The organism is Ruegeria sp. BB6 (genome assembly GCF_056539385.1).
Window position 1 is genome coordinate 285,394 of sequence record NZ_JBQFUW010000004.1, and the last position, 23,099, is coordinate 308,492.

The window sequence follows — 23,099 nt, forward strand, 5'->3', positions numbered from 1 at the left end:
TCATTCGGCCGCCGCCTTTTCCGATTGGATGCGTTTTACAAAGTCCATGAACGCCCGGATGACTTTGACTTCGACGCGCTGCGTCAGGTGAATCATGCTTTCACCCATTTGCAGGTTTACGCCCTTCAGCTCGATCTGACGCAGCCGGTCGTCGCGACCGTATTCGGCGCGCGAGACAAATCCGATCCCCGCGCCGGATGCCACAAGCTCTCGTACCGCTTCGCGGCCTTCGGCGACGATGGCCGGTTTTAGATTTATTCTTCTGTTGCGCGCTTCATCTTCGAGTTTTTGTCGGGTCTTCGACCCCTGTTCGCGGAAAATCAGAGGTAGGCCTTTCAGCTCGTCGAAGTTCAGTTCAGTTGTAGTTTCCGGTAGAATCTCAGGCCCGGCAAACGCAACTATTTCCGTTGCCCCGAGATTGAGAACAGTCATGTCCTTGCCGGGTGAGGGGCTGCCCACGATCCCAATTTCCGCGTTATACGCCCTGAGCTCATCCAGGATCTCGTTTGTGTTTCCGGATCGGACCAAAACGGTTAAATTCGGATACATCGCCTGAAATGGGCCAAGAAAGTCGGCTAGATGGTGCGCTGAATCCGCAATGATGCGAAGTTCGCCGTCCACGGCCGCACTGGATTCCGACAGATAGTCTTCGATCTGGTTTTCGACCTCAAAATACTGCTTTGTGAAGCGAAACAGCTTTTCTCCCTCTGGGGTGAGAAACACGCGCTTTCGCTCGCGTTGGAAAAGCAGCAGATCGTGATCCTGTTCCAGCTTGCGAACCTGTTCGGAAACTGCGGGTTGGGTCAGGAAAAGCGCCTCGGCCGCTCTGGAAAAACCACCGTAAAGAGCCACATGGTGAAACGCTTTTAACTGGCTGTGTCGCATGTTTTTGCCTTTGAAGTCAAGTATAGGAGGAGCTTATCATAAGATTGATTTTTGCAATTTTACATATAGCCGATGACGTTGCAATTGTGTCTTTGAAACGTGTTATCGGAGCATGGTGATGACCAAACCTGAAAACTCGATTGAGCCTCCGAAGATGGGTGAGCCCTATCTTCTGACCCCCGGCCCTTTGACGACTTCGTATGCCGTCAAGCGCGCGATGCTCAAGGATTGGGGCAGTTGGGATGACGACTTCCGAGCCATGACCCGAGACATGCGCGCTAGGCTGCTGGCTTTGCTGGGCGAGGGGGCCGAGGAATTCGACTGTGTGCCGATACAAGGCAGCGGGACTTTTGCGGTTGAATCCATGTTGTCCTCTTTCATCCCGTGCAAAAGCAAGACGCTGGTCTTGGCAAACGGGGCGTACGGGATGCGTTCAGCGCAGACGTTGGACTATCTGGGACGCGATCATGTGGTTCTGGACAAGGGCGACTACTTGCCGCCGCGTGGTTCCGAAGTGGCGGAGATTCTGGCCAACGACCCAACCATAACGCATGTCGTGGCAATCCACTGCGAAACGTCCTCGGGTATTTTGAATCCGGTCGAGGAAATTTCAGAAGCAGTCTATGCAGCCGGTCGCAAGTTGCTCATCGATTCAATGTCTGCTTTTGGGGCGATCGACTTGAAGCCTTCGGAAATCCGGTACGAGGCGATGGTCTCGTCCGCCAATAAGTGCATTGAAGGTGTGCCTGGTTTCGGCTTTGTCATCGCGCGCAAATCTGAACTTGTTGCCGCAAAGGGCAATAGTCACTCGCTGTCGCTGGATGCACATGCGCAGTGGGCTCATATGGAAAAAACGGGTCAGTGGCGCTTTACGCCGCCAACCCATGTTGTTGCGGCGTTTCTCGAAGCGTTGAAGGCGCACGAGGCCGAGGGCGGAGTTGCCGGACGCGGCGCGCGGTACACGTCTAACCGGGATGTGATGGTCGCTGGAATGCGGGAACTGGGTTTTGAGACGCTGCTGCAGAACCGCTGGCTGAGCCCTATCATCGTGACTTTTTTCTGCCCGGCTGATGAGCGTTTTGAGTTCGGCCGCTTCTACGATTTGATGAAGGATAGAGGGTTTATCATCTATCCGGGTAAGCTGACTGTTGTCGACAGTTTCCGTGTCGGCTGCATTGGGCAAATGGATGAACAAGTGATGCGGCAGGTTGTGGCCGCAGCCAAGGATTCTCTGGCCGAGATGGGTGTCGCAAACGCTGCCCCCCCGGTTCAGGCATTGGAAGAACGCGCCAAGCTGGCAGCTTAAGACACAAAGGACCACCGAAAATGACAATTCATTCCCCCGTGACCGCAAACGAGCGTGTCTATCCGGCCCCAAAGGTTCCCGCCATTGCCATTTGTCTGGATGGGTGCGAGCCTGAATATCTGGAAGTAGCCATCCAAAAGGGATTGATGCCCACGCTCAAGCGGATACGCGAGACGGGCACCGATCGGCTGGCTCATTCCGTTATTCCGTCCTTCACCAACCCGAATAACCTGTCGATTGCGACGGGTCGCCCTCCGATCGTGCATGGGATTTGCGGTAACTACCTGATTGATCCGGACAGCGGTGAAGAAGTGATGATGAACGATGTGCGGTTCCTGCGCGCGCCGACTATCTTCTCGCAGTTTTACGAGGCCGGGTATCGCGTCGCGATGGTAACCGCCAAGGACAAGCTGCGCGCATTGCTGGGGGCTGGCCTGAAGTTCGACGAAGACCGCGCCGTCGCGTTTTCGTCTGAGCGCGCAGGGGAAACCACCAAGGCAGAACATGGCATCGACAATGCCAGCGCGTGGTTGGGCATGCCCGTGCCCGAGGTTTATTCGGCCGAGCTGTCCGAGTTCGTCTTTGCGGCTGGCGTCAAGCTGCTGAAAGAGTTCAAGCCCGATATCATGTACCTGTCGACGACGGATTATATCCAGCACAAGTTTGCGCCGGACCAACAGGGCGCTCTGGATTTCTATGCAATGTTTGACAGGTACCTCGCACAGTTGGACGAGATGGGAGCGGCCATCGTTGTCACCGCCGATCACGGGATGAAGCCCAAGCACAACGCCGATGGCGAACCAAATGTCATTTATGCGCAGGACCTTATGGATGAATGGCTGGGTGAAGGTCAGGCGCGCGTGATCCTTCCGATCACCGATCCCTACGTGGTGCACCACGGTGCGCTTGGTGCATTTGCCACCGCCTATTTGCCCGAGGGCGCGGATGTTGCGGACATCATGGCCAAACTGGACGCTCGGGAAGAATTGATCCTTGTGGTCGATAAAGACGAAGCGATCCGACGCTTTGAACTTCCTGCGGATCGTATCGGCGATATCGTGATGATCTCGGGCGAGAACATGACCATCGGAACCTCGGCGGACCGCCATGATCTGGCCGCGCTCAAGGAGCCCCTGCGCAGTCATGGCGGGCTGACAGAGCAGGAAGTGCCCTTTATCGTGAACCGCGTGATTGATCTGGGCAACGCGCCCGATCTGCGAAACTTTGATGCGTTCTTCTACGCCACAACAGCGGCGGCGCAGTAACCATGAAAGATCAAGTCATGAGTGAAGCCGAAATCAGAAACGAAGGCATGCGGATCGGCGGAGAGGTTGTCTTTACCGATGACAAGGTTCCAGTTCTCTATCCCTACACGAACGAAGTGGTTGGATATGTTCCTGCGGGTAACGCCGAACATGCGCGCAAGGCGTTCGAGATCGCAGCGAACTACAAGCCCAAGCTGACCCGCTATGAGCGCAGCCAAATTCTGCAACGCGCCGGAGAACTGATTGGCGAGCGTCGGGAATATCTGGCGAAGTGGTTGGTGCTGGAATTGGGCATCTGCCACCAGCACGCGATTTACGAAACGAAACGCGCGCAGGATGTCTATCAGTTCGCCGCGGCCGAAGCGCTGAAGGACGATGGTGAGATATTCTCGTGCGATCTGACCCATAACGGCAAGGCGCGTAAAATCTTCACAACGCGAGAGCCGGTGACCGCGATCAGTGCGATCACGCCGTTCAATCACCCGCTCAACATGGTCAGTCACAAGATCGCGCCGTCGATCGCCACCAACAACTGCATGGTCTGCAAACCGACGGAATTGACGCCGATGACCTGCCTGACGTTGGCTGACATTCTGTACGAGGCCGGTCTGCCGCCTGAAATGTTCCAGGTTGTCACTGGCTGGCCGCAGGACATCGGTGACGAAATGGTCACCAATGAAAATATCGACATCATCACTTTTACCGGCGGGGTTCCGGTCGGGAAGATGATCGCGGCCAAAGGTGTCTACAAACGTCAGGCTCTGGAATTGGGCGGAAACGATCCCCTGATCGTTTTGAACGATCTGTCGGATGCGGATTTGGACAAAGCCGCCACCATTGCCGTTGCGGGCGCTACGGGTAACTCGGGTCAGCGGTGCACCGCGATCAAGCGCATTCTGGTTCAGGAAAGTGTCGCAGACAAATTTGTGCCGCTGGTTCTGGAAAAGGCTAAAAAGATCAAGTTCGGCGATCCGCAGGACCCAGAGACAGAGCTTGGGTGTGTGATCCACGACAAGGCAGCGGAAGTCTTCGAGAACCGCGTCTTCATGGCCGAAAAGGAAGGGGCCGAAATCCTGTATCACCCCGGCCGACAGGGGGCTTTGCTGCCTCCGATTGTGGTTGATAAGGTGCCCCATGACAGCGAGCTGGTGATGGAGGAAACCTTTGGTCCCATCGTCCCCATCGTCCGCGTGCCCGACAATGACGATGATGTTATGGCGATTTCAAACTCAACCGAGTTCGGATTGTCATCTGGGGTCTGCACCAACGATCTGAACCGCGCGATTGCTTATATCAACGGGCTGAACGTCGGAACCTGTAATATCTGGGAACAGCCCGGATACAGGATCGAGATGTCACCGTTTGGCGGGATCAAGGACAGCGGGAATGGCGTGAAGGAAGGCGTGATCGAAGCGATGAAGTTCTTCACCAACGTAAAGACCTACTCGTTGCCGTGGCCAAATTGAGCCGTCGCCAGTCAACAATGGAACGGTAATGCGGCGAGGCTCCGGTAACGGTGCCTCGTCGTTTGATTTCAGCAAACAGCCAGCCAAAATCGAGAAACTGATGGACGTTAAAATCACCCATACCGAAGGCGAGTCGAATACGTCTGAAGCCCGCCGAAACTGGTTGAAGTCTTCGATTGGACCTCGATCTGAACCACTGTTAAAGCGCGACTCGAACGCGTTTCTTCATCAGAGTTTGTCCAGCCCCTGTGTGAGTACCATTGCCAAGGCCGAAGGCATTTGGATCGAGGATATGGATGGGCGCAGGTATATGGATTTTCACGGAAATTCCGTGCACCATATTGGGTACGGCCACCCTCGGCTGGTGGCTGCGATCAAAAAACAGCTTGATGATCTGCCCTTTGCTCCGCGTCGGTTTACAAATGATCCTGCCGTTGAGCTGGCCGAGAAACTGGCCGAGATCGCTCCGGGAGACTTGAACAAATCTCTGTTCACAACCGGTGGGTCCGACGCCAATGAGGTCGCATTGAAAATCGCGCGTGCCTCAACGGGTCGTTTCAAAACCGTTAGCTTCTGGGATGCCTTCCACGGGGCGGGTTTCGGCGCATCCTCGGTCGGCGGCGAGGCGACATTCCGCAGTCATATTGCAGGCCCGTTGCTGCCGGGCGCGGAACATGTGGCACCGTTTGCCTGTTATCGCTGTCCATACAATCATCCCGGCCCGGAAACCTGTGGGCTGGCCTGCGCAAAAATGGTCGAGTTTGCATTGGAACGAGAAGGCGACGTGGCCGCCGTAATCGCTGAACCGATGCGTGCCGTTCCCTATGTGCCGCCGGCCGGGTTTTGGAAGTCCGTGCGCGAGGCATGCAATAAACACGGCGCCCTGCTGATCATGGACGAGATACCGACGGGCTTGGGCAAGACCGGAAAGATGTTCGCCTTCGAGCATGACGAGATAATTCCCGACATTGTAACGTTGGGCAAGTCGCTGGGTGGCGGCATCCTGCCCATCGCCGCGTGTGTCACCCGTCAAGACTTGGACGTCTGCGGTGATTTTGCGATCGGGCACTACACACATGAAAAGAACCCGGTTACGGCCCGGGCTGCATTGACTACGATCGAGATCATCGAAGACGAGGGGCTGGTCGAGCGTTCCGCCGACTTGGGAAGGCACGCCATGGCTCGTTTGCAGACCGAGTTGAGCGAGGTCGAAATAGTAGGGGACATTCGAGGGCGGGGTTTGATGTTCGGTGTTGAAATCGTCAAAAGCCGCAGCACTCGTGAGGCCGACAATGCCTGCGCCGAACGTATCTACTATGCCTGCCTTAATGGAGGCGTGAGTTTCAAGATCAGCCAGGGCTGTGTTCTGACCCTATCTCCGCCTCTAACGATTTCGCGGGAGGATCTGGACAAGGCTTTGGACGTCGTTATTGGTGCGATTAAGCAGCAAAGCTGACGTTTGTTCGGTCTGTGGGCGTAAGAGAGCTGCGTTTGCGCGACGGGTGCGGCATGTTCTGGCCCGCCTCGTTTCATTGACATATCGCAACCGGGGTCGCTGCCAGCGCCCAATTATTCACGGGGGCTCCCGCGCGTGACCCTTCGCGGTGGTCCGCCATATTCGCGGGAATACGCGCGCACGAAACTGGACGGCTCTGAATATCCGACGCGCCAGGCGGCTGCGGAGACGCTCAGCCCCGTTGTCGTCAGAAACTCATGCGCGATAGCGAGGCGTGTTTTTACAAGTGTCTTGCGAAAGGTCGTGCCCTCGTCGCGGAGCCGCCGGTTGAGGGTTCTGGGGCTGACACCTAGCAGAGCTGCGATGTCTTCGATTTTAAGCGTAGGTTTGACTTCGGATAGAACGGCATCCCGCACTCGACTTGTCCAGACGTTCTGGGCCTCAGCAGTGCGATTCAACAGGTCGCGGCATTGCTCAAGGCAGATGGCCAAAGCCTTCGGGTCGTGATGTGGAAGGGCAAGATCCAAAAGTGCCCTCGGCAACACGACGGCGTCCAGCTTGTCGTCTTTCTGTACGATCAGGCCAAGTTCTCTTTGAAGCGTTTCCAAGACCTGCGGGTCGCGCTCGGTCGTTCTGAACACGGGTTGATACAGTGAGGGGTCCACCAAAAGCGCATGGCTGAATGTCTGAAGTACCGCCAGATGCCGTTCAAGAACAAAGGTCTTTACCTCCTTGGGCAGGCCGGTGGTGTCATAGTTCAGCAAGATGCTGTCCCGGTCTTGAATCAGCTCCAGATGTGCGATCAGAAAGGAAAGATTGGCAAACTTTACGGCGGTCTCCAGCCCCGATCCCAGAGTTGGGCTGCTCAGGACAGCATACCCCCAGATACCAAACATCTCGAGGCGATACCTTCGGCCAATTTCAATACCCAAACCCACGCGGCGGGGCGCATGGCGCAGGAAGTTTGAGATCACGGTCAGTTCCTGGTCCCTCTTGATCAGGGTGTCGGAGTCATACAAAGAGAACGGATTTAATTCCGTTCTTTCAAGGCATTGTTCAACCGTTACGCCGAACTCAGGCGCAGCTTCGCACAATATTCTGAGGCTTTCGGGCCCGCGTGTCTGAGGGGTTTGAGTCATTTGGAACAGATATTCTTGATGGCGTAAAATGTCAAAAAATTGGCCGGAACGGGTATCGGCTTTTTGGCGACCTGCCCCAATCTTTAGGTGAGGAGGAGAAAAATGCGTTCATCGTCAACAGTCGTGGTGTCCCTAAGCCCTTTGGGCATTTCTTCGGCTGCCTGACCTTTCCCCTTGGTTCAATCATTGGAGACGAACATGTCTGCCCCTCATCTGACACCTGTCCAATCGGAACTTCCTGACCTTGAGGGTCTTCTTCTGGCGCAGAAGAAGGCGTGTCTTGGAGATCCGCTGCCGGATCGTGCGACGCGTGTGCGGCGTCTGGACAAGTTGCACAATGCGCTTTTGGACAATCGGGCTCGGATTATTGCGGCTTGCAACAAGGACTTCTCGAACCGAGCGGCGGCCGAGACCGAGCTGGCCGAGCTCATGCCTCTGCTGGACGGAATTGCCTATTATCGCAAGCGCTTGCGCAAGCTGATGAAGCCCCAGCGCCGCCACGCGCCGATGACGGTGATGCCGGCGAAGGTCGAAGTGCGCTATCAGCCTGTTGGGGTTGTGGGCATCGTGGTGCCGTGGAATTTCCCGTTCTTTCTGGGGCTTTCGCCGCTGATCGGTGCCTTGGCCGCGGGCAACCGGGCGATGATCAAGACCTCGGAATTTGCGCCGGCGTCGGGTGAGCTCATGAAGGAGATCCTCGCGGATATTTATGCAGAGGACGAAGTCACCGTGGTGACAGGCGGTGTCGAGGTTGCGACCGAGTTCACCAAGCTGCCGTTTGACCATCTGGTCTTCACCGGTTCGACCCAGGTGGGCAAGATCGTGATGAAGGCGGCTTCGGACAATCTGACGCCCGTGACCCTTGAGCTGGGCGGCAAGTCTCCGGCGATCATCCACGACGACTTTCCGCTGGACGAGGCGGCCAGCCGGATCGGTTTCGGCAAGGGCTTCAATGCCGGTCAGATCTGTGTCTCGCCTGACTATGTCCTGTGCCCGCGCGACAAGGTCAACGCCTTTGCGTCCGCGTTCTCGGATGCGATGACGAAGGCGTATCCGAGCCTGCGCGAGAACGCCGACTACACCGCGATCATCACCGAACGGCAGAAGGCCCGGCTTGAGGGTTATCTGACGGATGCCGAGGAAAAAGGTGCCGAGATCATCCAGATCAACCCCAAGGGCGAAACCTTTGGGGGCACGCGCAAGATGCCTCTGACCCTGGTTCTGGGCGCGGATGATAGCATGCTGGTGATGCAGGAAGAGATTTTTGGCCCGATCCTGCCGGTGATTGCCTACGACACGCTGGAAGATGCAATCGCCTATGTGCATGCGCGTCCGCGCCCGCTGGCGCTGTACTACTTTGACTGGGACAAGCGCCGTGCCGATGACATTCTGGCGCGGACCCACTCTGGCGGTGCCTGCGTGAACGACACGGTTTCGCATGTGGGTGTCGACGACATCCCGTTCGGCGGCATCGGTCCGTCGGGCATGGGGCATTATCAAGGCGAGGAAGGGTTCCGCACCTTCTCGAAGGCCAAGGGCATCGTGCGCAAGGGCAAGTTCAACGCCACGGCGATGGTCGCACCGCCCTGGGGCAACTTCATGTACAAACAGCTCATGCTTATGCAGAAGCTCCGCTTCCGCAAGCGCAAGATCAACTGAAATACAGGCAACAAGAGCAGGCGCAGCCTCAAAAACAGGGCTGCGCACCTGATCAAATGACGGAGATAGACGTGACGAAAGACTCGTTGCTAGACCTTGAGCCAGAGGGCGGATGGAAGAAACTGGACTCTGCTCGGCTGACCCCTTTGAGTAAGTCAGAACTTGGTCCTTACAAACGGTTCGTCCTGCACATGATAGTCAAGATTGGCGGTGCAAAATCAACGAACCTGTTTCAGACCTTTTTCCGAAATTTCCGCGTCTATTTCTCCTTTGCGAAATTCAACGCGAAGATCATGCCCAAAGGTGAACTGACCCGGCGACAAACCGAATTGGCGCTGTTGCGCGTAGGGTGGAAGACCCGCTCGTTTTATGAATGGAGCCATCATTGCGATATCGGAATGCGTGCTGGCTTGACCGTGGCCGACATACGCCGCATCCCGCAGGGACCAGAAGCCGAAGGTTGGTCTGCGGATGAACGCGCCATCCTGACGGCCGTCGACGAGATGATCGACGCGCACGCGGTCTCGCCAGAGACATGGAAGTCGCTGACAGACCATCTGGATCAGAAGCTCTTGATCGAGCTCTTGTTCCTGATCGCCACCTATACCGGACTTGCCAGCATTCTCAACAGCGTCGGCGTGCAGGTTGAGCCGGAAATCGAACAGATTATGTCTCGCACCCCGCTTTGAACGCGGTGTGCAGTCGAACGTCGAGAGGGAAGAAATGAGTTTCCGATCAGGCCAATTCAATATCGCAATCATCGGCACCGGATTTTCGGGGTTGGGAATTGCGATCAAGCTCAAAGAGGCGGGCTACACCAACTTTCGGATTTACGAGCGTGGGTCCGAGGATGGTGGAACCTGGCGGGACAACACCTATCCTGGTGCGGCCTGCGATGTGCAGTCCCACCTGTATTCCTATTCATTTGAGCCCTACGCCGAATGGTCCCGTGCCTTTGGCGAACAGGGTGAGATTCTGGACTACATCCGTCATTGCGTTGACAAATACGACCTGCATCAGTTCATCGAGTTCAACACGACAATCAACAGTGCCACGTTCGACGATCAACGCAATGTCTGGAAAGCCACGACCGAAGAAGGCAAAACCATCGAAGCCAATCTTCTGATAGCAGGCCACGGTTCTCTCAGCGATCCCGCTTATCCGCAGATAGAAGGTTTTGAGTCCTTCGACGGCAAGGTGCTGCACACGGCGGTCTGGGACCACGACTATGATCTGACCGGCAAACGAGTGGCGGTGATCGGCAGCGGTGCCAGTGCTATTCAAGTTGTGCCTGCCATTGCGGATCAGGTCTCGAAGCTAAGTGTGTTTCAGCGGACGCCATCCTGGGTTCTACCCAAACCGGAGCGGACTTTTGATGCAGTCAGCAAAAACCGCTTCCGCCGGTTCCCTCTGTTGCAATACCTTAGACGGCAACTGATCTATTGGAGCGCCGAGGCAAAATCGCCGGTCATCGTTTATGACACGCCGCTTACGCCGATCGCTCAGCGAATGGGTGAAAAACACATCAACAGCGTCATCAAAGACCCGGAAATGCGTCGCAAGGTGACTCCTGACTATAAGGTGGGATGCAAGAGAACTCTGCTGTCCAACGAATGGTACCCGGCGCTTGTAAAGCGGAATGTCGATCTGATCACGGACGGCGTGGGGGGAATTCGGGGCAACACGATAATCGACGGAACAGGGCGCGCGGTAGAGGTCGATGCAATCGTCTGCGCGACAGGTTTCAAGGTTCCCACCGAGGCCGCGCCCTATCCAATTACAGGCGCGAACGGGCTGAGCATTAATGACGCCTGGGCGGACGGTGCAGAAGCCTATAAGGGCGTAACTGTTTCAGGGTTCCCGAACCTGATGTTGCTTATGGGGCCGAATACCGTGTCCGGCATACTTCGATGATTTTCTATTTTGAGTCGCAGTTTAACTACATCATGGACATGGTTCGGCAGATGGATGCGGCCGGGGTTGCATCATTTGATGTGCACAAACACGTGCAGGACAAGTTCAATACCTGGCTGCAAAACCGCATGAAAAAGACCACTTGGATGTCCGGTTGCAACAGCTGGTACCTGACAAGCTCGGGGAAAAACACCGCGCTTTGGCCTGGCTTTTCGTGGGAATACCGCCTGCAGACGCGGAAAGTTCGGCTGAAAGACTACCAACTGACACCGGTCGAGGCACCTCGGCCCGTTTCTCTGGCGGAGTCGTCTGCCTGAATATCACATCTGGCCATTAACAAAGTTTTGAGGAGGATTTGGAGATGAGTGACGAGTCGCGTGAAAGGTTTCGGGCAAAATACCGGGCGAAAATAAGCCCCTATTACAGCGGCGGGATTCACTTGATGACCTTGTGTACCGTTGCCGGTGGGCTGATGTGGTTTGCTCTTTCCAACCTGAATGGTTTTGAATGGGTGGACTTGTGGATTGTCCCGATAGCGATCATCGGAAGCAACATCGCGGATTATTCTGCGCACAGGTGGTTCGGTCATCGCAAGACCAAGATCATGAAGCTGTTTTATCAGCGTCATACCGGTGATCATCATACCTTTTTTGAAGAACACGATATGGGTTATCAGATGGTTTTGGATTGGCGCGTGGTGATCTTTCCAATCTATCTGATCATGTTGTTCACAGTCCTGATTGCCGTTCCCGGCGGTCTGCTTTTGACATGGCTGTTCAATATGAATGTGGGTCTGCTATTTGGCACAGTCGTGATTTCGCAATATCTGATGTACGAGATTCTGCACTTCAGTTTCCATGTGCCTCGAAGCACAAGAACCGAGCGCGTTTTCAGTCTCCTTCCCGGTTGGAAATATCTGCGCCTGTTCCACACTGTGCACCATAATCGCGATATGATGCATGATGCCAACTTCAACGTTACTTTTCCTCTGACCGATTGGTTGATGGGCACTCTCCGTTTCTCGTCGGGTGACGACCGTGCGCCAGACCGGGAATGGGTCACCGCAACCTCACCGGCTGAGTAAACTGCGAGGGCGCGCGCCTGTAGAAATCACAGGCGCGTCCCGGATAATTTGAATATGGTTGCGATGCGTTTTGATCGGCCCAGAACCTTTCGCAGAGGGCGCTAATCTACGATCTTGTCCTCTGTGCCCGCCGGATGGAACCCATGAAGGCGTTGCGTGCCGATATCCAGACGCGACTTTCGGAAACCCGGATCGAGATCGCCCCGCTTGACGTTACTGACTTTGCCGAGGTTGGCCGGTCTTTTTCAGTGACGTGAATTTTCTGCACCTATAGATTCAATTTGGTAGCTTCGTCGGATATGACGCGGTGAGGCAAATCAGGATTGGGATCATGGGGCAGGGCGCAAATCAAGGGGTAGGCAGTTCTATGCCTTTGGCGCAGGATCCGCATCGGGTTCGCGTCGAGAAAGAGCGCAACCTGGAAGTTGCGATTGGCAAAGAAGTCAAGGCGCTTAGGCAAAACCGTGGAATAACGGTCAAGGAATTGGCCGAGCAGACCGGCCTGTCCATCGGGATGTTGTCCAAGATCGAGAACGGAATGACTTCGCCGTCATTGACGACGCTTCAACTTCTGGCGCACGGGCTGGGAGTCCCTTTGACGACTTTTTTTCGTGGATTTGAGGAAAAGCGCGAGGCTATCCACACGCGCGCCGGTACCGGGCTTGAGATCGAGCGTGCCGGGACAAGGGCGGGTCATCAGTATAATCTGCTGGGGCATCTGGGATCGAACTCAAGCGGCATCGTCACCGAGCCCTATTTGATCACCCTCAGTGAAGAGTCGGACACCTTCCCGACATTCCAGCACGATGGGTTGGAGTTCTTATATGTTCTTGAAGGTCAGGTTCTGTATCGTCACGGGTCGCAAATGTATCATCTTAGACCGGGGGACACGCTTTTCTTTGACGCCGATGCCCCACACGGCCCGGAGGAGTTGATCGAGTTGCCGATCAGGTTCCTGTCCGTCATTTCCTACCCGAATACCGCTGGTTAAAAATTCGGTAAGGCGCGGCGGATCGGAGGATTTACCTTCCGAGATAGTTTCTTATCAGTTGAATAACATTCCTGACAGTGATATCTCTCCTGCAAGTTCACTACAGGAGATTCATCAGATGTGCGGGATTGTCGGCATCTTTTTGAAAGACAAGACCCTCGAACCCAGATTGGGCGAGCTGCTTACGGATATGCTGATCACCATGACGGATCGCGGACCGGACAGCGCAGGCATTGCGATCTATGGTCGGGAAACGGAAGGAAAAGGCAAGCTGACCATTCAGTCGGACACGCCCGATGTTGACTTTGCAACGCTTGCACATGAACTGGGTAGCGCCATTGAGGCCGAGGTTTCCTTGGCGGCAAATGACACCCACGCCGTTCTTTCAATGGACAGTCAGCAGATAGATCGGGCACGCCAAGCGCTGCGCGAACTGCGTCCGGGCTTGCGTATCATGTCCGGCGGCGATGTGATCGAAATCTATAAAGAGGTCGGCCTGCCGAAAGACGTCGCCAGTCGGTTCACGGTCTCTTCGATGCGCGGTTCTCATGGCATTGGCCATACGCGCATGGCGACTGAATCCGCTGTGACAACCGAAGGCGCTCATCCGTTTTCGACGGGTGGCGACCAGTGTCTGGTGCACAATGGCTCCTTGTCGAACCACAACTCATTGCGTCGCAAGTTGCGCCGCGAGGGTGTTCGGATCGAGTCGATGAACGATACCGAGGTTGGGGCGGCCTATCTGACGTGGAAGATGCAGAACGGTGCCTCTTTGGGTGAGGCGCTAGAGAGCAGCCTGGAGGATCTGGACGGGTTCTTCACCTTTGTCGTCGGCACAAAAGACGGGTTTGGCGTGGTCCGTGATCCGATTGCATGCAAGCCTGCGGTGATGGCCGAAACCGATCAATATGTGGCCTTTGGCAGCGAGTATCGTGCGTTGGTCAACCTGCCGGGAATCGAAGGCGCGAAAGTCTGGGAACCCGAACCCGCCACCGTCTATTTCTGGAGCCACTGATATGCAGACATACGATGTTTCTGTGAACGGCCTGCGTGGTCTCAACTCTGCTTTGCAGGCCCAAAACCAGGTTACCAACCAGTCTTTCTGGCAGGTGGTAAACCCGAAGGGTAGCCACGCCATAGCCGTCGGTCTGGACGCGCCGATTGAAGTCACGGTCAAGGGTTCGACAGGATACTACTGCGCGGGCATGAACAAACAGGCCACGATCAGGGTCGAAGGTTCCGTTGGTCCGGGCGTGGCCGAGAACATGATGTCCGGCACCGTTGTGGTCGAGGGTGACGCCAGCCAATACGCTGGCGCGACCGGGCATGGCGGCTTGCTGGTGGTCAAGGGTAATGCCAGCTCGCGCTGCGGAATCTCGATGAAGGGGATAGACATCGTGGTGCATGGCAATATCGGCCACATGTCGGCATTCATGGCACAGGCGGGCAATCTGGTGGTCTGCGGCGATGCAGGCGACGCGTTGGGAGATTCCCTCTATGAGGCGCGGCTATTTGTGCGCGGTTCGGTCAAAAGTCTGGGCGCGGACTGCATCGAAAAAGAGATGCGCCCCGAGCATCTGGACATTCTGGCTGACCTGCTGAAGCGCGCAGAAAGCGACGCAAAACCAGAGGAGTTCAGGCGCTATGGTTCAGCCCGCAAGCTGTATAATTTCGACGTTGATAACGCGCAGGATTATTGAGGGATATGAAGGACATGGACAATAATGGCATCCCCCGCACGGCCCCGATTCAATCAGCGACGTTTTCCAACCCGATCAACGCCGAGATCCGGCGCGCGGCTGCCACCGGTATCTACGACATTCGAGGGGGTGGCGCGAAACGCAAGGTTCCGCATTTTGACGACCTGTTGTTTCTAGGAGCAAGCGTTAGCCGGTATCCGCTGGAAGGTTACCGCGAGCGTTGCGATACGTCGGTCACACTCGGCACTCGATATGCCAAGTCCCCCATCGAGCTTGATATTCCGATCACAATTGCCGGTATGAGCTTTGGTGCGCTGTCTGGTCCGGCAAAAGAGGCACTGGGGCGGGGCGCGTCGATGGCGGGAACATCCACAACCACTGGCGACGGCGGAATGACGCCCGAAGAAAGAGGCCATTCTACCAAGCTGGTGTATCAATATTTACCCTCGCGGTATGGCATGAACCCGGACGACTTGCGCAAAGCAGACGCGATCGAGATCGTTGTGGGGCAGGGCGCGAAACCCGGCGGAGGAGGGATGCTGCTGGGCCAAAAGATCAGTGACCGCGTGGCTGAAATGCGCACTTTGCCCAAGGGCATCGATCAACGCTCGGCCTGTCGTCACCCGGATTGGACCGGTCCGGACGATCTGGAGATCAAAATCCTCGAACTGCGTGAAATCACGGGCTGGCAAGTGCCGATCTATGTCAAAGTCGGAGCGACACGCCCGTATTATGACACTGCACTCGCGGTGAAAGCCGGTGCCGATGTTGTCGTCATGGACGGTATGCAAGGCGGCACCGCAGCAACGCAGGACGTGTTTATCGAACATGTAGGAATTCCGACATTGGCCTGTATCCGGCCCGCAGTCCAAGCGTTGCAGGATTTAGGGGTTCATCGTGAGGTGCAACTGGTGATCTCGGGGGGAATCCGTACCGGCGCTGATGTGGCCAAGGCGATGGCGTTGGGGGCGGATGCGGTTGCCATTGGCACCGCCGCGCTGATTGCGATCGGAGACAACGACCCGAAATGGGAATCCGAATATCAGAAACTGGGGACCACTACCGGAGCTTATGACGACTGGCACGAAGGGCAGGATCCCGCCGGCATCACCACGCAAGACCCAGAACTTGCCGCGCGTCTTGATCCGGTCGATGCCGGTCGGCGGTTGCGCAATTACCTCAAGGTGATGACGCTTGAGGCGCAGACCATTGCCCGCGCCTGCGGTCACAATCACCTGCACAATCTCGAGCCCGAGGATTTGTGCGCCCTGACTATGGAGGCTGCGGCGATGGCCAAGGTGCCTCTTGCGGGAACGGACTGGTATCCGGGCAAAGCAGGGTTCTGAACACTAGACGCGCGGTCCCTATGGGGGCTGCGCTTTTTGTACTCAAGCAACAGGGAAAGGAAAGCTGAGCATGACGACTGATCTGGCTGCTTTCGCCAAGGAAAAAGGCATAAAGTACTTCATGATTTCGTTCACTGACCTGTTCGGTGGACAACGCGCGAAACTGGTGCCGGCGCAGGCGATCGCCGAGATGCAGGAAGAAGGCGCAGGGTTTGCCGGGTTTGCCACTTGGCTGGATATGACCCCTGCGCATCCTGACATGCTGGCGGTGCCCGATCCGTCTTCGGTTATTCAGTTGCCGTGGAAGCCCGAGGTCGCCTGGGTTGCCGCGAACTGCGTGATGGAGGGCGACGATGTGGCGCAAGCCCCCCGCAACGTGCTGCGCCGCCTGATCGACGAAGCTGCTGCCGAAGGTTTGCATGTGAAAACCGGGATCGAGGCCGAGTTCTTTCTGCTGACACCGGACGGCGACCAGATCAGCGACCCATACGACACGGCTGAAAAGCCCTGTTACGACCAGCAGGCGGTGATGCGCCGCTATGACGTGGTTCGTGAGATTTGTGATTACATGCTGGAACTTGGCTGGGGGCCGTATCAGAACGATCACGAGGATGCCAACGGCCAGTTTGAAATGAACTGGGAATTTGATGATGTCCTGAGAACGGCTGACAAACATTCCTTTTTCAAGTTCATGACCAAATCAGTCGCGGAAAAACACGGCTTTCGCGCAACCTTCATGCCAAAGCCGATCGAGGGGCTGACAGGGAATGGCTGCCATGCCCATATCTCGGTCTGGGATGCACCGGGCGCGGAGGCGAAGACCAACGTCTTTGCGGGCGCAGGGGACGGCCCGACCGGAGAAGTCGGGCTTGGTGAAAAGGGCAAGCATTTCCTTGGCGGGATCATGAAACACGCCAGCGCGCTTGCCGCGATCACCAACCCGACCGTCAACAGCTACAAACGGATCAACGCTCCGCGCACCATGTCCGGAGCAACGTGGGCTCCCAATACCGTGACGTGGACCGGCAATAACCGGACCCACATGGTTCGCGTACCGGGCCCCGGCCGGTTCGAGCTGCGCTTGGCGGACGGGGCTGCAAACCCCTATTTGCTACAGGCGGTGATTATCGCGGCTGGTCTGTCCGGAATACGAACCAAGGCCGATCCGGGCCAGCGATACGATATCGATATGTATGCCGAAGGGCACACGGTTACGGATGCTCCGAAGCTGCCGCTCAATATGCTGGACGGCCTGCGCGCCTATGACAAGGATTCCGAGTTGAAAACGATGATGGGCGAGGAGTTCTCGACCGCGTTTCTCAAGATGAAGCATCAGGAATGGAATTCGTTCGTCAGCCACTTTAGTCGGTGGGAAAAAGAGAACACTCTGGACATTTGATCAGGTCAGGCGCGGCCGCCGGTGCCTCCGCGCTTTGCCCTTAGTGCGTTCGGGTTGAAGAAGAGGTTGGAAACCCTCTTGCACGGCTTCTGACCTGTGCGTCTATCCGCTCAGAGCATCCACTCGACGGGCAGCCACCTGACGACTGCCGCCAGAGCGCGTTGAAATCTGCTTGTTTCCGGGTCTGTTTCGTGAATGACTTTCGACCCGTCATTCTCTTCTTGAACCCAGATCATCTTGCCGTCGCCGTTGAGTTCAACGCGGTATGAAATGTCCGGCCTGTCCATCTGCGAAGCCAGAGATGCCGCGATTGCAGGGCTTTCGATCATCAGGCCCATTTCCGTATTCAGGCGTGCTGATCTGGGATCCAGGTTGTAGGACCCGATGAAAATACGTTCGCCGTCGGACCCAAATACTTTTGCATGCAATCCCGATGCGGACCCCGCAAGTATCTCGGGCAGAGTCCTGTCACGCTGTTCCCTGCGCAGCGCACGCAGCTCGAACAGTTCGACACCGCTTGCCAGCAGTGAGTCCCTGTACCCCATATAGGCTGCATGAACCGGCATCACATCGGTCGCGTCCAACGAGTTGGTCAAAACCCGGACCTGCACTCCGGATCGGGCCAGCCCTTCCAGAACGTCGGCACCCCTTTCGCCGGGAATGAAATACGCTGAAACAAGGTCCAATGATTGACGGGACTCGTTTGCGAACCCAATCAGTTGCTCGACGATCAGGTCTTCGGCTTTGACGTTGCCCAGACCTTTGGCGGGATCGTCAACGAACAGGGTGACTTCGCTCCACTCGAATTTCAGATTGCGCGCGGCTATCTGATCGGCAAGCTCATTGTCTCTGATCGCTTTTTGATAGCCTGCGCCAAGCGCCGATTGGCGGGCAGCTTCGGCGAGGGATCGAAGTTGTTTTTCATCCGAGTAAGGTAGAAAAAGTTGCGCATCATAGGATGAGTCACTGTTCCAATAATCGTCGAAGGATCTGGAAACCTCCTCGACAATTGGTCCGATGGCTATCGCGTCTACATCCAAATAATGAGTGCCAGCCCCGTAGTCGAAGTAGATGTCCCCGATGTTGCGGCCACCGATGATCGTGACGACGCCGTCTACGGTCATGGACTTGTTGTGCATACGCCGGTTCAAGCGCGAAAAATCAAAGGCGTAGGACAGCAGCTTGGGTTTTCTGAGAGTGAAAGGATTGAAAATCCGAACGCTTGCCGTGGGCATCGCATCCAGTTCCGCCAGTAAGCCATCAAGCCCGGAGATACCGTTGTCGTCGACCAGCAACCTGACGCGCACACCGCGTTCGGCTGCTGACATGAGCTCGTCAAGAAGCATCAACCCGGTGACATCATCCTGCCAGATGTAATACTGTGCGTCGATCGACGACACGGCTTCACGAGCCAGGATCGCCCGAGCCGCGAAAGCTGCCCGGCCATTCCCCAGAGGGCGAACGCCATCCAGCCCGGGGTTGCGATTCAGGGCATTCTGTATCGTGGCGCCCAAAGGTCCGGTCCAGTCCGGATCCTGTTTTTGCGTCGCTGCAGAGAAGTTTGAATCTGGCAAAGGGAAGGCCAGCTTCAACGCGAAAACGACGACAAAAATCATCGCCGCTGCACCTAAACAGATCCTAATCAGCCGCATTGATGCCCCTGTGTGCTGTTGTCCAGATCAACCCTAGTTCCCAGCTTGCCGTATGGAACGCCATGCGGGAACCCCTTGGGTGGAAAGTTGTTGATACGCGTGTTCGCTTGTCGCCCGATCTGTGCACTTGATTGAGGGGGCGAACTTTTTGGGATTCCACCGTGCAATGTGTTCGGTCGCGCCTACGTATTGTGGTAGTGCCAATTTGATGGACAAGAAAACACATGGCTGCCAAACGAGTTAGGTAGATCGAGGTATGAAATGGCATCTTCTTCAACGCTTCTTCAGGGCGAGATTCTGAAATTCATTCGCGAGCGTCATTTTGAAAGCGGCGAGCGTCTTTTTTCGGAACGTGAATTTGCTGAAAAATTCGGGACGACCCGCTCTGCCGTGCGCGAAGCCTTCACAGCGCTGGAAGCGCTGAGGGTGGTTGAAAGGCGTCCGCAGGCCGGGATTTTCCTTAGGGATCTTGGTGCCGACAGCAGCATTGATACTTTGGTGATCGAGGTAAATGCCGGTCTTGGGCTCAACCTGAAACAAGCCGAAGAAGCGGGCGAAGTTCGTAGTATTCTGGAAGTGAAGGCGGCGCAAATAGCGGCAGAGCGGCGCACGGAAGAAGACTTGGACGTGATCCGAAAAATCCTGGCCGATACTGAGACGCGCATTGCGGAAGGCAAGCCGATCAATTTTGAAGACGAAGATTTTCACAAAGCGATCGTCGCGTGCAGTCGGAATTCGCTGTTGCTGCGCGTGGTGAACTGGTTTTACGAATTCACGCGGGAAAAGCGCCTGCTCTATTTCTCGGATGCGGAGCGTTCAAAGACATCGCACGCCGCCCACAAAAAGATTTTCAAAGCCCTTGAAAAAGGTGACGCCGAGTTGTGTTCGGAATTGATGCGCAAAATCTAGACACAGAGCGTCAGAGAAGGCAATCGGATTGCTTGCTCGCAATTATGGCTGCCCGTTTTGCAGGTGACATGGGGTGTCAGCCCCTGTTGCGAATTGCCGACCGGTTGCGGCAAAGGCCGCGCAAAGTTAACCTCTGGGTGTGAAAATAGCTCCGATCCGCCGAGCAGATGTGTAATCAAAATCAACAGGCCCAGTATGAAACGCAGTGACCTAGCTGGAAAACATTGTTCCATTGCGCGAGCCAGCGCGCAGATTGTCGACAGTTGGACTTTCATCATCCTGCGTGAACTGTTTCTGGGCAACCGGCGTTTTACCAGCTTGCAAAAGCAGACAGGCATGTCGCCCCGGTCGTTGACCCTTCGATTGCGCAAGCTTGAGGAAGAAGGAATCATTTCTCACCCCGGGTCCGACGGGGTCAAAGACTATTCTCTTACCGAGAAAGGTCAGGCGTTGTGGCCTGCGCTTATCATGTTGAAGCAGTGGGGCGATGACTGGTGCAACACGGCACCCGATGAAGATTTGCCGCTGATGAACATTCACAGGGGCAAGGGCCACGAAATGAAAGCAAAGCTGGTTTGCGAAACGTGTGGTGAACCGGTTTCGACTCATACGACCAAGTCGATATTGTCCGAGCGGTTTCAGTCTGAGCGGGATTGTGCTGGTGTGACGTAACGATCTGGCGGCCGCATACGCGTTGACAGTTTCCAATCTCGGGCCCTATAAAAATTATAGTAATTAGCCGGAGGAATCCCCATGCAGGGCAAGCGCGTTCTATGTGCGTCATGTGACATTTACTGCCACGTTGACGTCGAGGTCGAAGACCAGCAGGTCAAGCGGGTCAAAGCGCTGGACAACCGCAAATGGCGGGGCAATATCTGCATGAAGGGTGTGCATGCACCTGAAGGTTTTGCGCATTCCAGCCGTATTCTGCACCCTCTGAAACGAGTGGGCGAGCGGGGTTCCGGCCAGTGGGAGCAGGTGTCGTGGGAAGACGCCATGGCAGATATCGCCAGCCGTCTGAAAACCGTTATCGACACCCACGGCCCCGAATCATTTGCTGTGTCCACCAGCAGTTGGAACACGCAGTCCGACAATGGTATGTCTCGGCGGTTCATGAACCTTGTGGGCTCGCCCAACTGGATTTCAGGCGTGGCGCTGTGCGCAGGCAATACGGCGGCGGTGAACCGTATGGTTTATGGCTGGTATCCTTATGCCGATCTGACCAAGACCGAATGTATCGTGCTGTTCTGCCACAGCCCCGGCCCGCATTCCTGGACGCCGATCTACAACCAGATCATGCGCGCTCGTGAACGTGGGGCCAAGCTGATCGTTTGCGATCCGCGACAGACTCCCAATACCGACATGGCCGATATCTGGCTGCCGTTGAAGGCAGGCACCGATGCGGCGATGATGTTCGGCTGGCTCAAGGTCATTCTGGACGAAGGACTGTACGACAAGGAGTTCGTGGAAAACTGGACCATTGGTTTTGACGAGCTGCGCGAACGGGTCGATGAATTCCCGCTGGAACGGGTTGAGCAGATCACCGGCGTCGACCGTGAGCTGATCGCCAAGGCCGCGCGGGTGTACGCAACCAATGGACCCTCGGTCATTCCGTGGTCGCCCATTACGGATCAGCAGCGCAACTCGACCTCGGCCATTCGTCTGCAGGGGATGCTGCGGGCGTTGTGCGGACATCTGGACGTGCCGGGCGGCGATGTGCTGCACGGGTTCCACCCCAAGATCATCCACGACTCGGTTCTGGAAATGCACGAGGCGCTGCCGCAGGCGCAGAAGGACAAGCAGCTTGGCGCGGATCAACACCCGGTTTTCACCTATCGCGGCATGGCCCCCTATAACGCCCCGGCGGAAAAAGTCTGGGGGTATGAATACGCCAACCAGCTTACGGGGTGCTACATGGCCAACCCCTCGGCCCTGTTCCGGGCGATGGCGCATGGTGACCCGTACCCGGTCAAGGCGTTCTTTGTTCTGGGGAACAATCCGCTGCTGTCCTACGCCAACATGCAGATGATCCATAAGGCGATGATGAATCAGGATCTGATCGTCTCAATGGAGCACGTGATGACCCCCTCGGCAGAGCTGGCCGATTACATCCTGCCCGGCGATGCCTGGACCGAGCGCGAAGCGTTGTCTGATGGCCTGGGCTGGAGCAGCATCTTCCGCACGTCGCAAAAGGCGGTCGAACCGCGCGGCGAGGCGCGCAATGTCTACGAGTTCTGGCGCGATCTGGCGATCCGTTTCGATCTGGGTGAACATTTCCCGTGGGAGACGCTGAAAGACCTGTTGGACTACCGCGTGGCCCCCATGGGCATGAGCTTTGACGAGATGTCCGAGTCCAACCCCGTGCATTTGGAGAAACTGCAATTCCGCAAATACGAACAAACCGGCTTTGCCACCCCCTCGGGCAAGGTTGAACTTTATTCGGAGACGCTCAGGGATTTCGGGTTCGATCCGCTACCCTACTGGCGCGAAGAACCGGAAGAAGGAAAAGACTATCCTCTGCGCCTGTTCACCGGTGTTCGCGAAAGCCCGTTCTTCCAGACTGGCCAGCGCCATATCGAAGGTCTGCGCAAGTTCTCGCCCGAGCCGCTGATTTTCATGCATCCGAAAGATGCGGCCGAACATGGTGTGGACGAGGGTGACATGGTCGAGGCTGCGACGACCCATGGCTCGGTTACAATGAAAGTAACGCTGAAGCAGAAGGTTCCGCAGGGTCTGGTGCGTGTCCCCCATGGTTGGTGGCTGCCTGAAGAGGTCGGCAAATCCGGCGGCCTGAACAGCGCCTGGACCTTGGCCGACGCGCAGCTCTGCTCGGACGAGCCAGAGTTTCTGGACCGTGAACAGGGCATCCCGCATTTCCGGGGCTTGCCTTGCCGCATCACTAAGGTCGCCTGACTGTTTCCGCCTCAG

At 56.2% G+C, this 23,099-nt stretch carries 20 protein-coding genes; 17 read left to right on the forward strand and 3 right to left on the reverse strand.

Features of this window, described 5'->3' with window-relative positions:
• Positions 1-885 carry a LysR substrate-binding domain-containing protein gene (locus ACR0B7_RS12025; RefSeq protein WP_170577005.1) on the reverse strand — a complete coding sequence of 295 codons (885 nt, stop codon included), beginning with the start codon at positions 883-885 and terminating at the stop codon, positions 1-3.
• Between the two features lie 118 nt (positions 886-1,003).
• On the opposite strand from ACR0B7_RS12025, the gene ACR0B7_RS12030 reads away from it, so the two are divergent.
• The 4 genes from ACR0B7_RS12030 to pbfA all read left to right on the forward strand — a co-directional run bounded on the left by ACR0B7_RS12030 (position 1,004) and on the right by pbfA (position 6,378).
• Positions 1,004-2,191, forward strand: a complete 1,188-nt coding sequence (locus ACR0B7_RS12030) for a 2-aminoethylphosphonate--pyruvate transaminase (RefSeq protein ID WP_170418542.1) — start codon at positions 1,004-1,006, stop codon at positions 2,189-2,191.
• A gap of 20 nt (positions 2,192-2,211) precedes the next feature.
• The gene (gene phnA, locus ACR0B7_RS12035; RefSeq protein ID WP_170389101.1) at positions 2,212-3,456 is read left to right on the forward strand and encodes a phosphonoacetate hydrolase; all 1,245 of its coding nucleotides are present in this window, start codon (positions 2,212-2,214) and stop codon (positions 3,454-3,456) included.
• Positions 3,457-3,473: 17 nt separating this feature from the next.
• Positions 3,474-4,922: a phosphonoacetaldehyde dehydrogenase gene (phnY, locus tag ACR0B7_RS12040; protein ID WP_170418539.1), complete on the forward strand. Its 1,449-nt coding sequence runs from the start codon at positions 3,474-3,476 to the stop codon at positions 4,920-4,922.
• Positions 4,923-5,022: 100 nt separating this feature from the next.
• On the forward strand, positions 5,023-6,378 hold the full coding sequence (pbfA, locus tag ACR0B7_RS12045) for a (R)-1-hydroxy-2-aminoethylphosphonate ammonia-lyase (RefSeq protein ID WP_170418536.1): 1,356 nt from the start codon (positions 5,023-5,025) through the stop codon (positions 6,376-6,378).
• A 113-nt stretch (positions 6,379-6,491) separates the two neighbouring features.
• Here pbfA and ACR0B7_RS12050 read toward each other — a convergent pair whose 3' ends face one another.
• Positions 6,492-7,517, reverse strand: coding sequence for a helix-turn-helix domain-containing protein (locus tag ACR0B7_RS12050; RefSeq protein ID WP_480681550.1), 1,026 nt, complete (start codon positions 7,515-7,517; stop codon positions 6,492-6,494).
• Positions 7,518-7,715: 198 nt separating this feature from the next.
• Here ACR0B7_RS12050 and ACR0B7_RS12055 point away from each other — a divergent pair, with 198 nt between their 5' ends.
• The 10 genes from ACR0B7_RS12055 to glnT all read left to right on the forward strand — a co-directional run bounded on the left by ACR0B7_RS12055 (position 7,716) and on the right by glnT (position 17,610).
• Positions 7,716-9,176 (forward strand): coniferyl aldehyde dehydrogenase, encoded by a 1,461-nt coding sequence (locus ACR0B7_RS12055; RefSeq protein ID WP_170486243.1) that lies wholly within the window; start codon positions 7,716-7,718, stop codon positions 9,174-9,176.
• A gap of 71 nt (positions 9,177-9,247) precedes the next feature.
• Entirely contained in the window at positions 9,248-9,865 is a 618-nt protein-coding gene (locus ACR0B7_RS12060) for a carboxymuconolactone decarboxylase family protein (RefSeq protein WP_170486242.1), read from the forward strand.
• A 34-nt stretch (positions 9,866-9,899) separates the two neighbouring features.
• The gene (locus ACR0B7_RS12065) at positions 9,900-11,090 is read left to right on the forward strand and encodes a flavin-containing monooxygenase (RefSeq protein ID WP_170486241.1); all 1,191 of its coding nucleotides are present in this window, start codon (positions 9,900-9,902) and stop codon (positions 11,088-11,090) included.
• Positions 11,087-11,407, forward strand: a complete 321-nt coding sequence (locus ACR0B7_RS12070) for a hypothetical protein (protein WP_170486240.1) — start codon at positions 11,087-11,089, stop codon at positions 11,405-11,407. Before ACR0B7_RS12065 ends, ACR0B7_RS12070 begins: the two co-directional genes overlap by 4 nt.
• A gap of 44 nt (positions 11,408-11,451) precedes the next feature.
• On the forward strand, positions 11,452-12,174 hold the full coding sequence (locus ACR0B7_RS12075; protein WP_170486239.1) for a sterol desaturase family protein: 723 nt from the start codon (positions 11,452-11,454) through the stop codon (positions 12,172-12,174).
• Positions 12,175-12,505: 331 nt separating this feature from the next.
• Complete coding sequence (locus ACR0B7_RS12080; RefSeq protein WP_480681553.1) at positions 12,506-13,165, forward strand: helix-turn-helix domain-containing protein; 660 nt, start codon at positions 12,506-12,508, stop codon at positions 13,163-13,165.
• Between the two features lie 118 nt (positions 13,166-13,283).
• Positions 13,284-14,180 carry a class II glutamine amidotransferase gene (locus ACR0B7_RS12085; protein WP_170417258.1) on the forward strand — a complete coding sequence of 299 codons (897 nt, stop codon included), beginning with the start codon at positions 13,284-13,286 and terminating at the stop codon, positions 14,178-14,180.
• 1 nt (position 14,181) lies between these two features.
• The gene (locus ACR0B7_RS12090) at positions 14,182-14,865 is read left to right on the forward strand and encodes a GltB/FmdC/FwdC-like GXGXG domain-containing protein (protein WP_170417256.1); all 684 of its coding nucleotides are present in this window, start codon (positions 14,182-14,184) and stop codon (positions 14,863-14,865) included.
• Positions 14,866-14,879: 14 nt separating this feature from the next.
• Entirely contained in the window at positions 14,880-16,211 is a 1,332-nt protein-coding gene (locus ACR0B7_RS12095) for an FMN-binding glutamate synthase family protein (RefSeq protein ID WP_480681555.1), read from the forward strand.
• A gap of 70 nt (positions 16,212-16,281) precedes the next feature.
• Positions 16,282-17,610 (forward strand): type III glutamate--ammonia ligase, encoded by a 1,329-nt coding sequence (glnT, locus tag ACR0B7_RS12100; RefSeq protein ID WP_170417250.1) that lies wholly within the window; start codon positions 16,282-16,284, stop codon positions 17,608-17,610.
• A gap of 110 nt (positions 17,611-17,720) precedes the next feature.
• Here the strand turns inward: glnT and ACR0B7_RS12105 are convergent, their stop codons facing one another.
• Positions 17,721-19,262: a phospholipase D family protein gene (locus tag ACR0B7_RS12105; RefSeq protein WP_170417247.1), complete on the reverse strand. Its 1,542-nt coding sequence runs from the start codon at positions 19,260-19,262 to the stop codon at positions 17,721-17,723.
• A gap of 261 nt (positions 19,263-19,523) precedes the next feature.
• Between ACR0B7_RS12105 and ACR0B7_RS12110 the strand changes: the two genes are divergently transcribed.
• From ACR0B7_RS12110 to ACR0B7_RS12120, 3 genes are all read left to right on the forward strand, one after another.
• Positions 19,524-20,171: an FCD domain-containing protein gene (locus tag ACR0B7_RS12110; RefSeq protein WP_170486238.1), complete on the forward strand. Its 648-nt coding sequence runs from the start codon at positions 19,524-19,526 to the stop codon at positions 20,169-20,171.
• Positions 20,172-20,366: 195 nt separating this feature from the next.
• On the forward strand, positions 20,367-20,843 hold the full coding sequence (locus ACR0B7_RS12115) for a winged helix-turn-helix transcriptional regulator (protein WP_170417242.1): 477 nt from the start codon (positions 20,367-20,369) through the stop codon (positions 20,841-20,843).
• A gap of 81 nt (positions 20,844-20,924) precedes the next feature.
• Positions 20,925-23,084: a molybdopterin-dependent oxidoreductase gene (locus tag ACR0B7_RS12120; protein ID WP_170577054.1), complete on the forward strand. Its 2,160-nt coding sequence runs from the start codon at positions 20,925-20,927 to the stop codon at positions 23,082-23,084.
• The last annotated feature ends 15 nt before the right edge of the window (positions 23,085-23,099 follow it).

What these genes read in the sequence shown, in the direction of transcription:
- pbfA (WP_170418536.1), top strand. Translation starts at nt 5,023, where the DNA reads ATGGACGTTAAAATCACCCATACCGAAGGCGAGTCGAATACGTCTGAA.
- glnT (WP_170417250.1), top strand. Translation starts at nt 16,282, where the DNA reads ATGACGACTGATCTGGCTGCTTTCGCCAAGGAAAAAGGCATAAAGTAC.
- ACR0B7_RS12025 (WP_170577005.1), bottom strand. Translation starts at nt 885, where the DNA reads ATGCGACACAGCCAGTTAAAAGCGTTTCACCATGTGGCTCTTTACGGT.
- ACR0B7_RS12065 (WP_170486241.1), top strand. Translation starts at nt 9,900, where the DNA reads ATGAGTTTCCGATCAGGCCAATTCAATATCGCAATCATCGGCACCGGA.
- ACR0B7_RS12085 (WP_170417258.1), top strand. Translation starts at nt 13,284, where the DNA reads ATGTGCGGGATTGTCGGCATCTTTTTGAAAGACAAGACCCTCGAACCC.
- ACR0B7_RS12050 (WP_480681550.1), bottom strand. Translation starts at nt 7,517, where the DNA reads ATGACTCAAACCCCTCAGACACGCGGGCCCGAAAGCCTCAGAATATTG.
- ACR0B7_RS12105 (WP_170417247.1), bottom strand. Translation starts at nt 19,262, where the DNA reads ATGCGGCTGATTAGGATCTGTTTAGGTGCAGCGGCGATGATTTTTGTC.
- ACR0B7_RS12110 (WP_170486238.1), top strand. Translation starts at nt 19,524, where the DNA reads ATGGCATCTTCTTCAACGCTTCTTCAGGGCGAGATTCTGAAATTCATT.
- ACR0B7_RS12090 (WP_170417256.1), top strand. Translation starts at nt 14,182, where the DNA reads ATGCAGACATACGATGTTTCTGTGAACGGCCTGCGTGGTCTCAACTCT.
- phnY (WP_170418539.1), top strand. Translation starts at nt 3,474, where the DNA reads ATGAGTGAAGCCGAAATCAGAAACGAAGGCATGCGGATCGGCGGAGAG.
- ACR0B7_RS12070 (WP_170486240.1), top strand. Translation starts at nt 11,087, where the DNA reads ATGATTTTCTATTTTGAGTCGCAGTTTAACTACATCATGGACATGGTT.
- phnA (WP_170389101.1), top strand. Translation starts at nt 2,212, where the DNA reads ATGACAATTCATTCCCCCGTGACCGCAAACGAGCGTGTCTATCCGGCC.
- ACR0B7_RS12075 (WP_170486239.1), top strand. Translation starts at nt 11,452, where the DNA reads ATGAGTGACGAGTCGCGTGAAAGGTTTCGGGCAAAATACCGGGCGAAA.
- ACR0B7_RS12055 (WP_170486243.1), top strand. Translation starts at nt 7,716, where the DNA reads ATGTCTGCCCCTCATCTGACACCTGTCCAATCGGAACTTCCTGACCTT.
- ACR0B7_RS12115 (WP_170417242.1), top strand. Translation starts at nt 20,367, where the DNA reads ATGAAACGCAGTGACCTAGCTGGAAAACATTGTTCCATTGCGCGAGCC.
- ACR0B7_RS12120 (WP_170577054.1), top strand. Translation starts at nt 20,925, where the DNA reads ATGCAGGGCAAGCGCGTTCTATGTGCGTCATGTGACATTTACTGCCAC.
- ACR0B7_RS12030 (WP_170418542.1), top strand. Translation starts at nt 1,004, where the DNA reads ATGACCAAACCTGAAAACTCGATTGAGCCTCCGAAGATGGGTGAGCCC.
- ACR0B7_RS12095 (WP_480681555.1), top strand. Translation starts at nt 14,880, where the DNA reads ATGGACAATAATGGCATCCCCCGCACGGCCCCGATTCAATCAGCGACG.
- ACR0B7_RS12080 (WP_480681553.1), top strand. Translation starts at nt 12,506, where the DNA reads ATGGGGCAGGGCGCAAATCAAGGGGTAGGCAGTTCTATGCCTTTGGCG.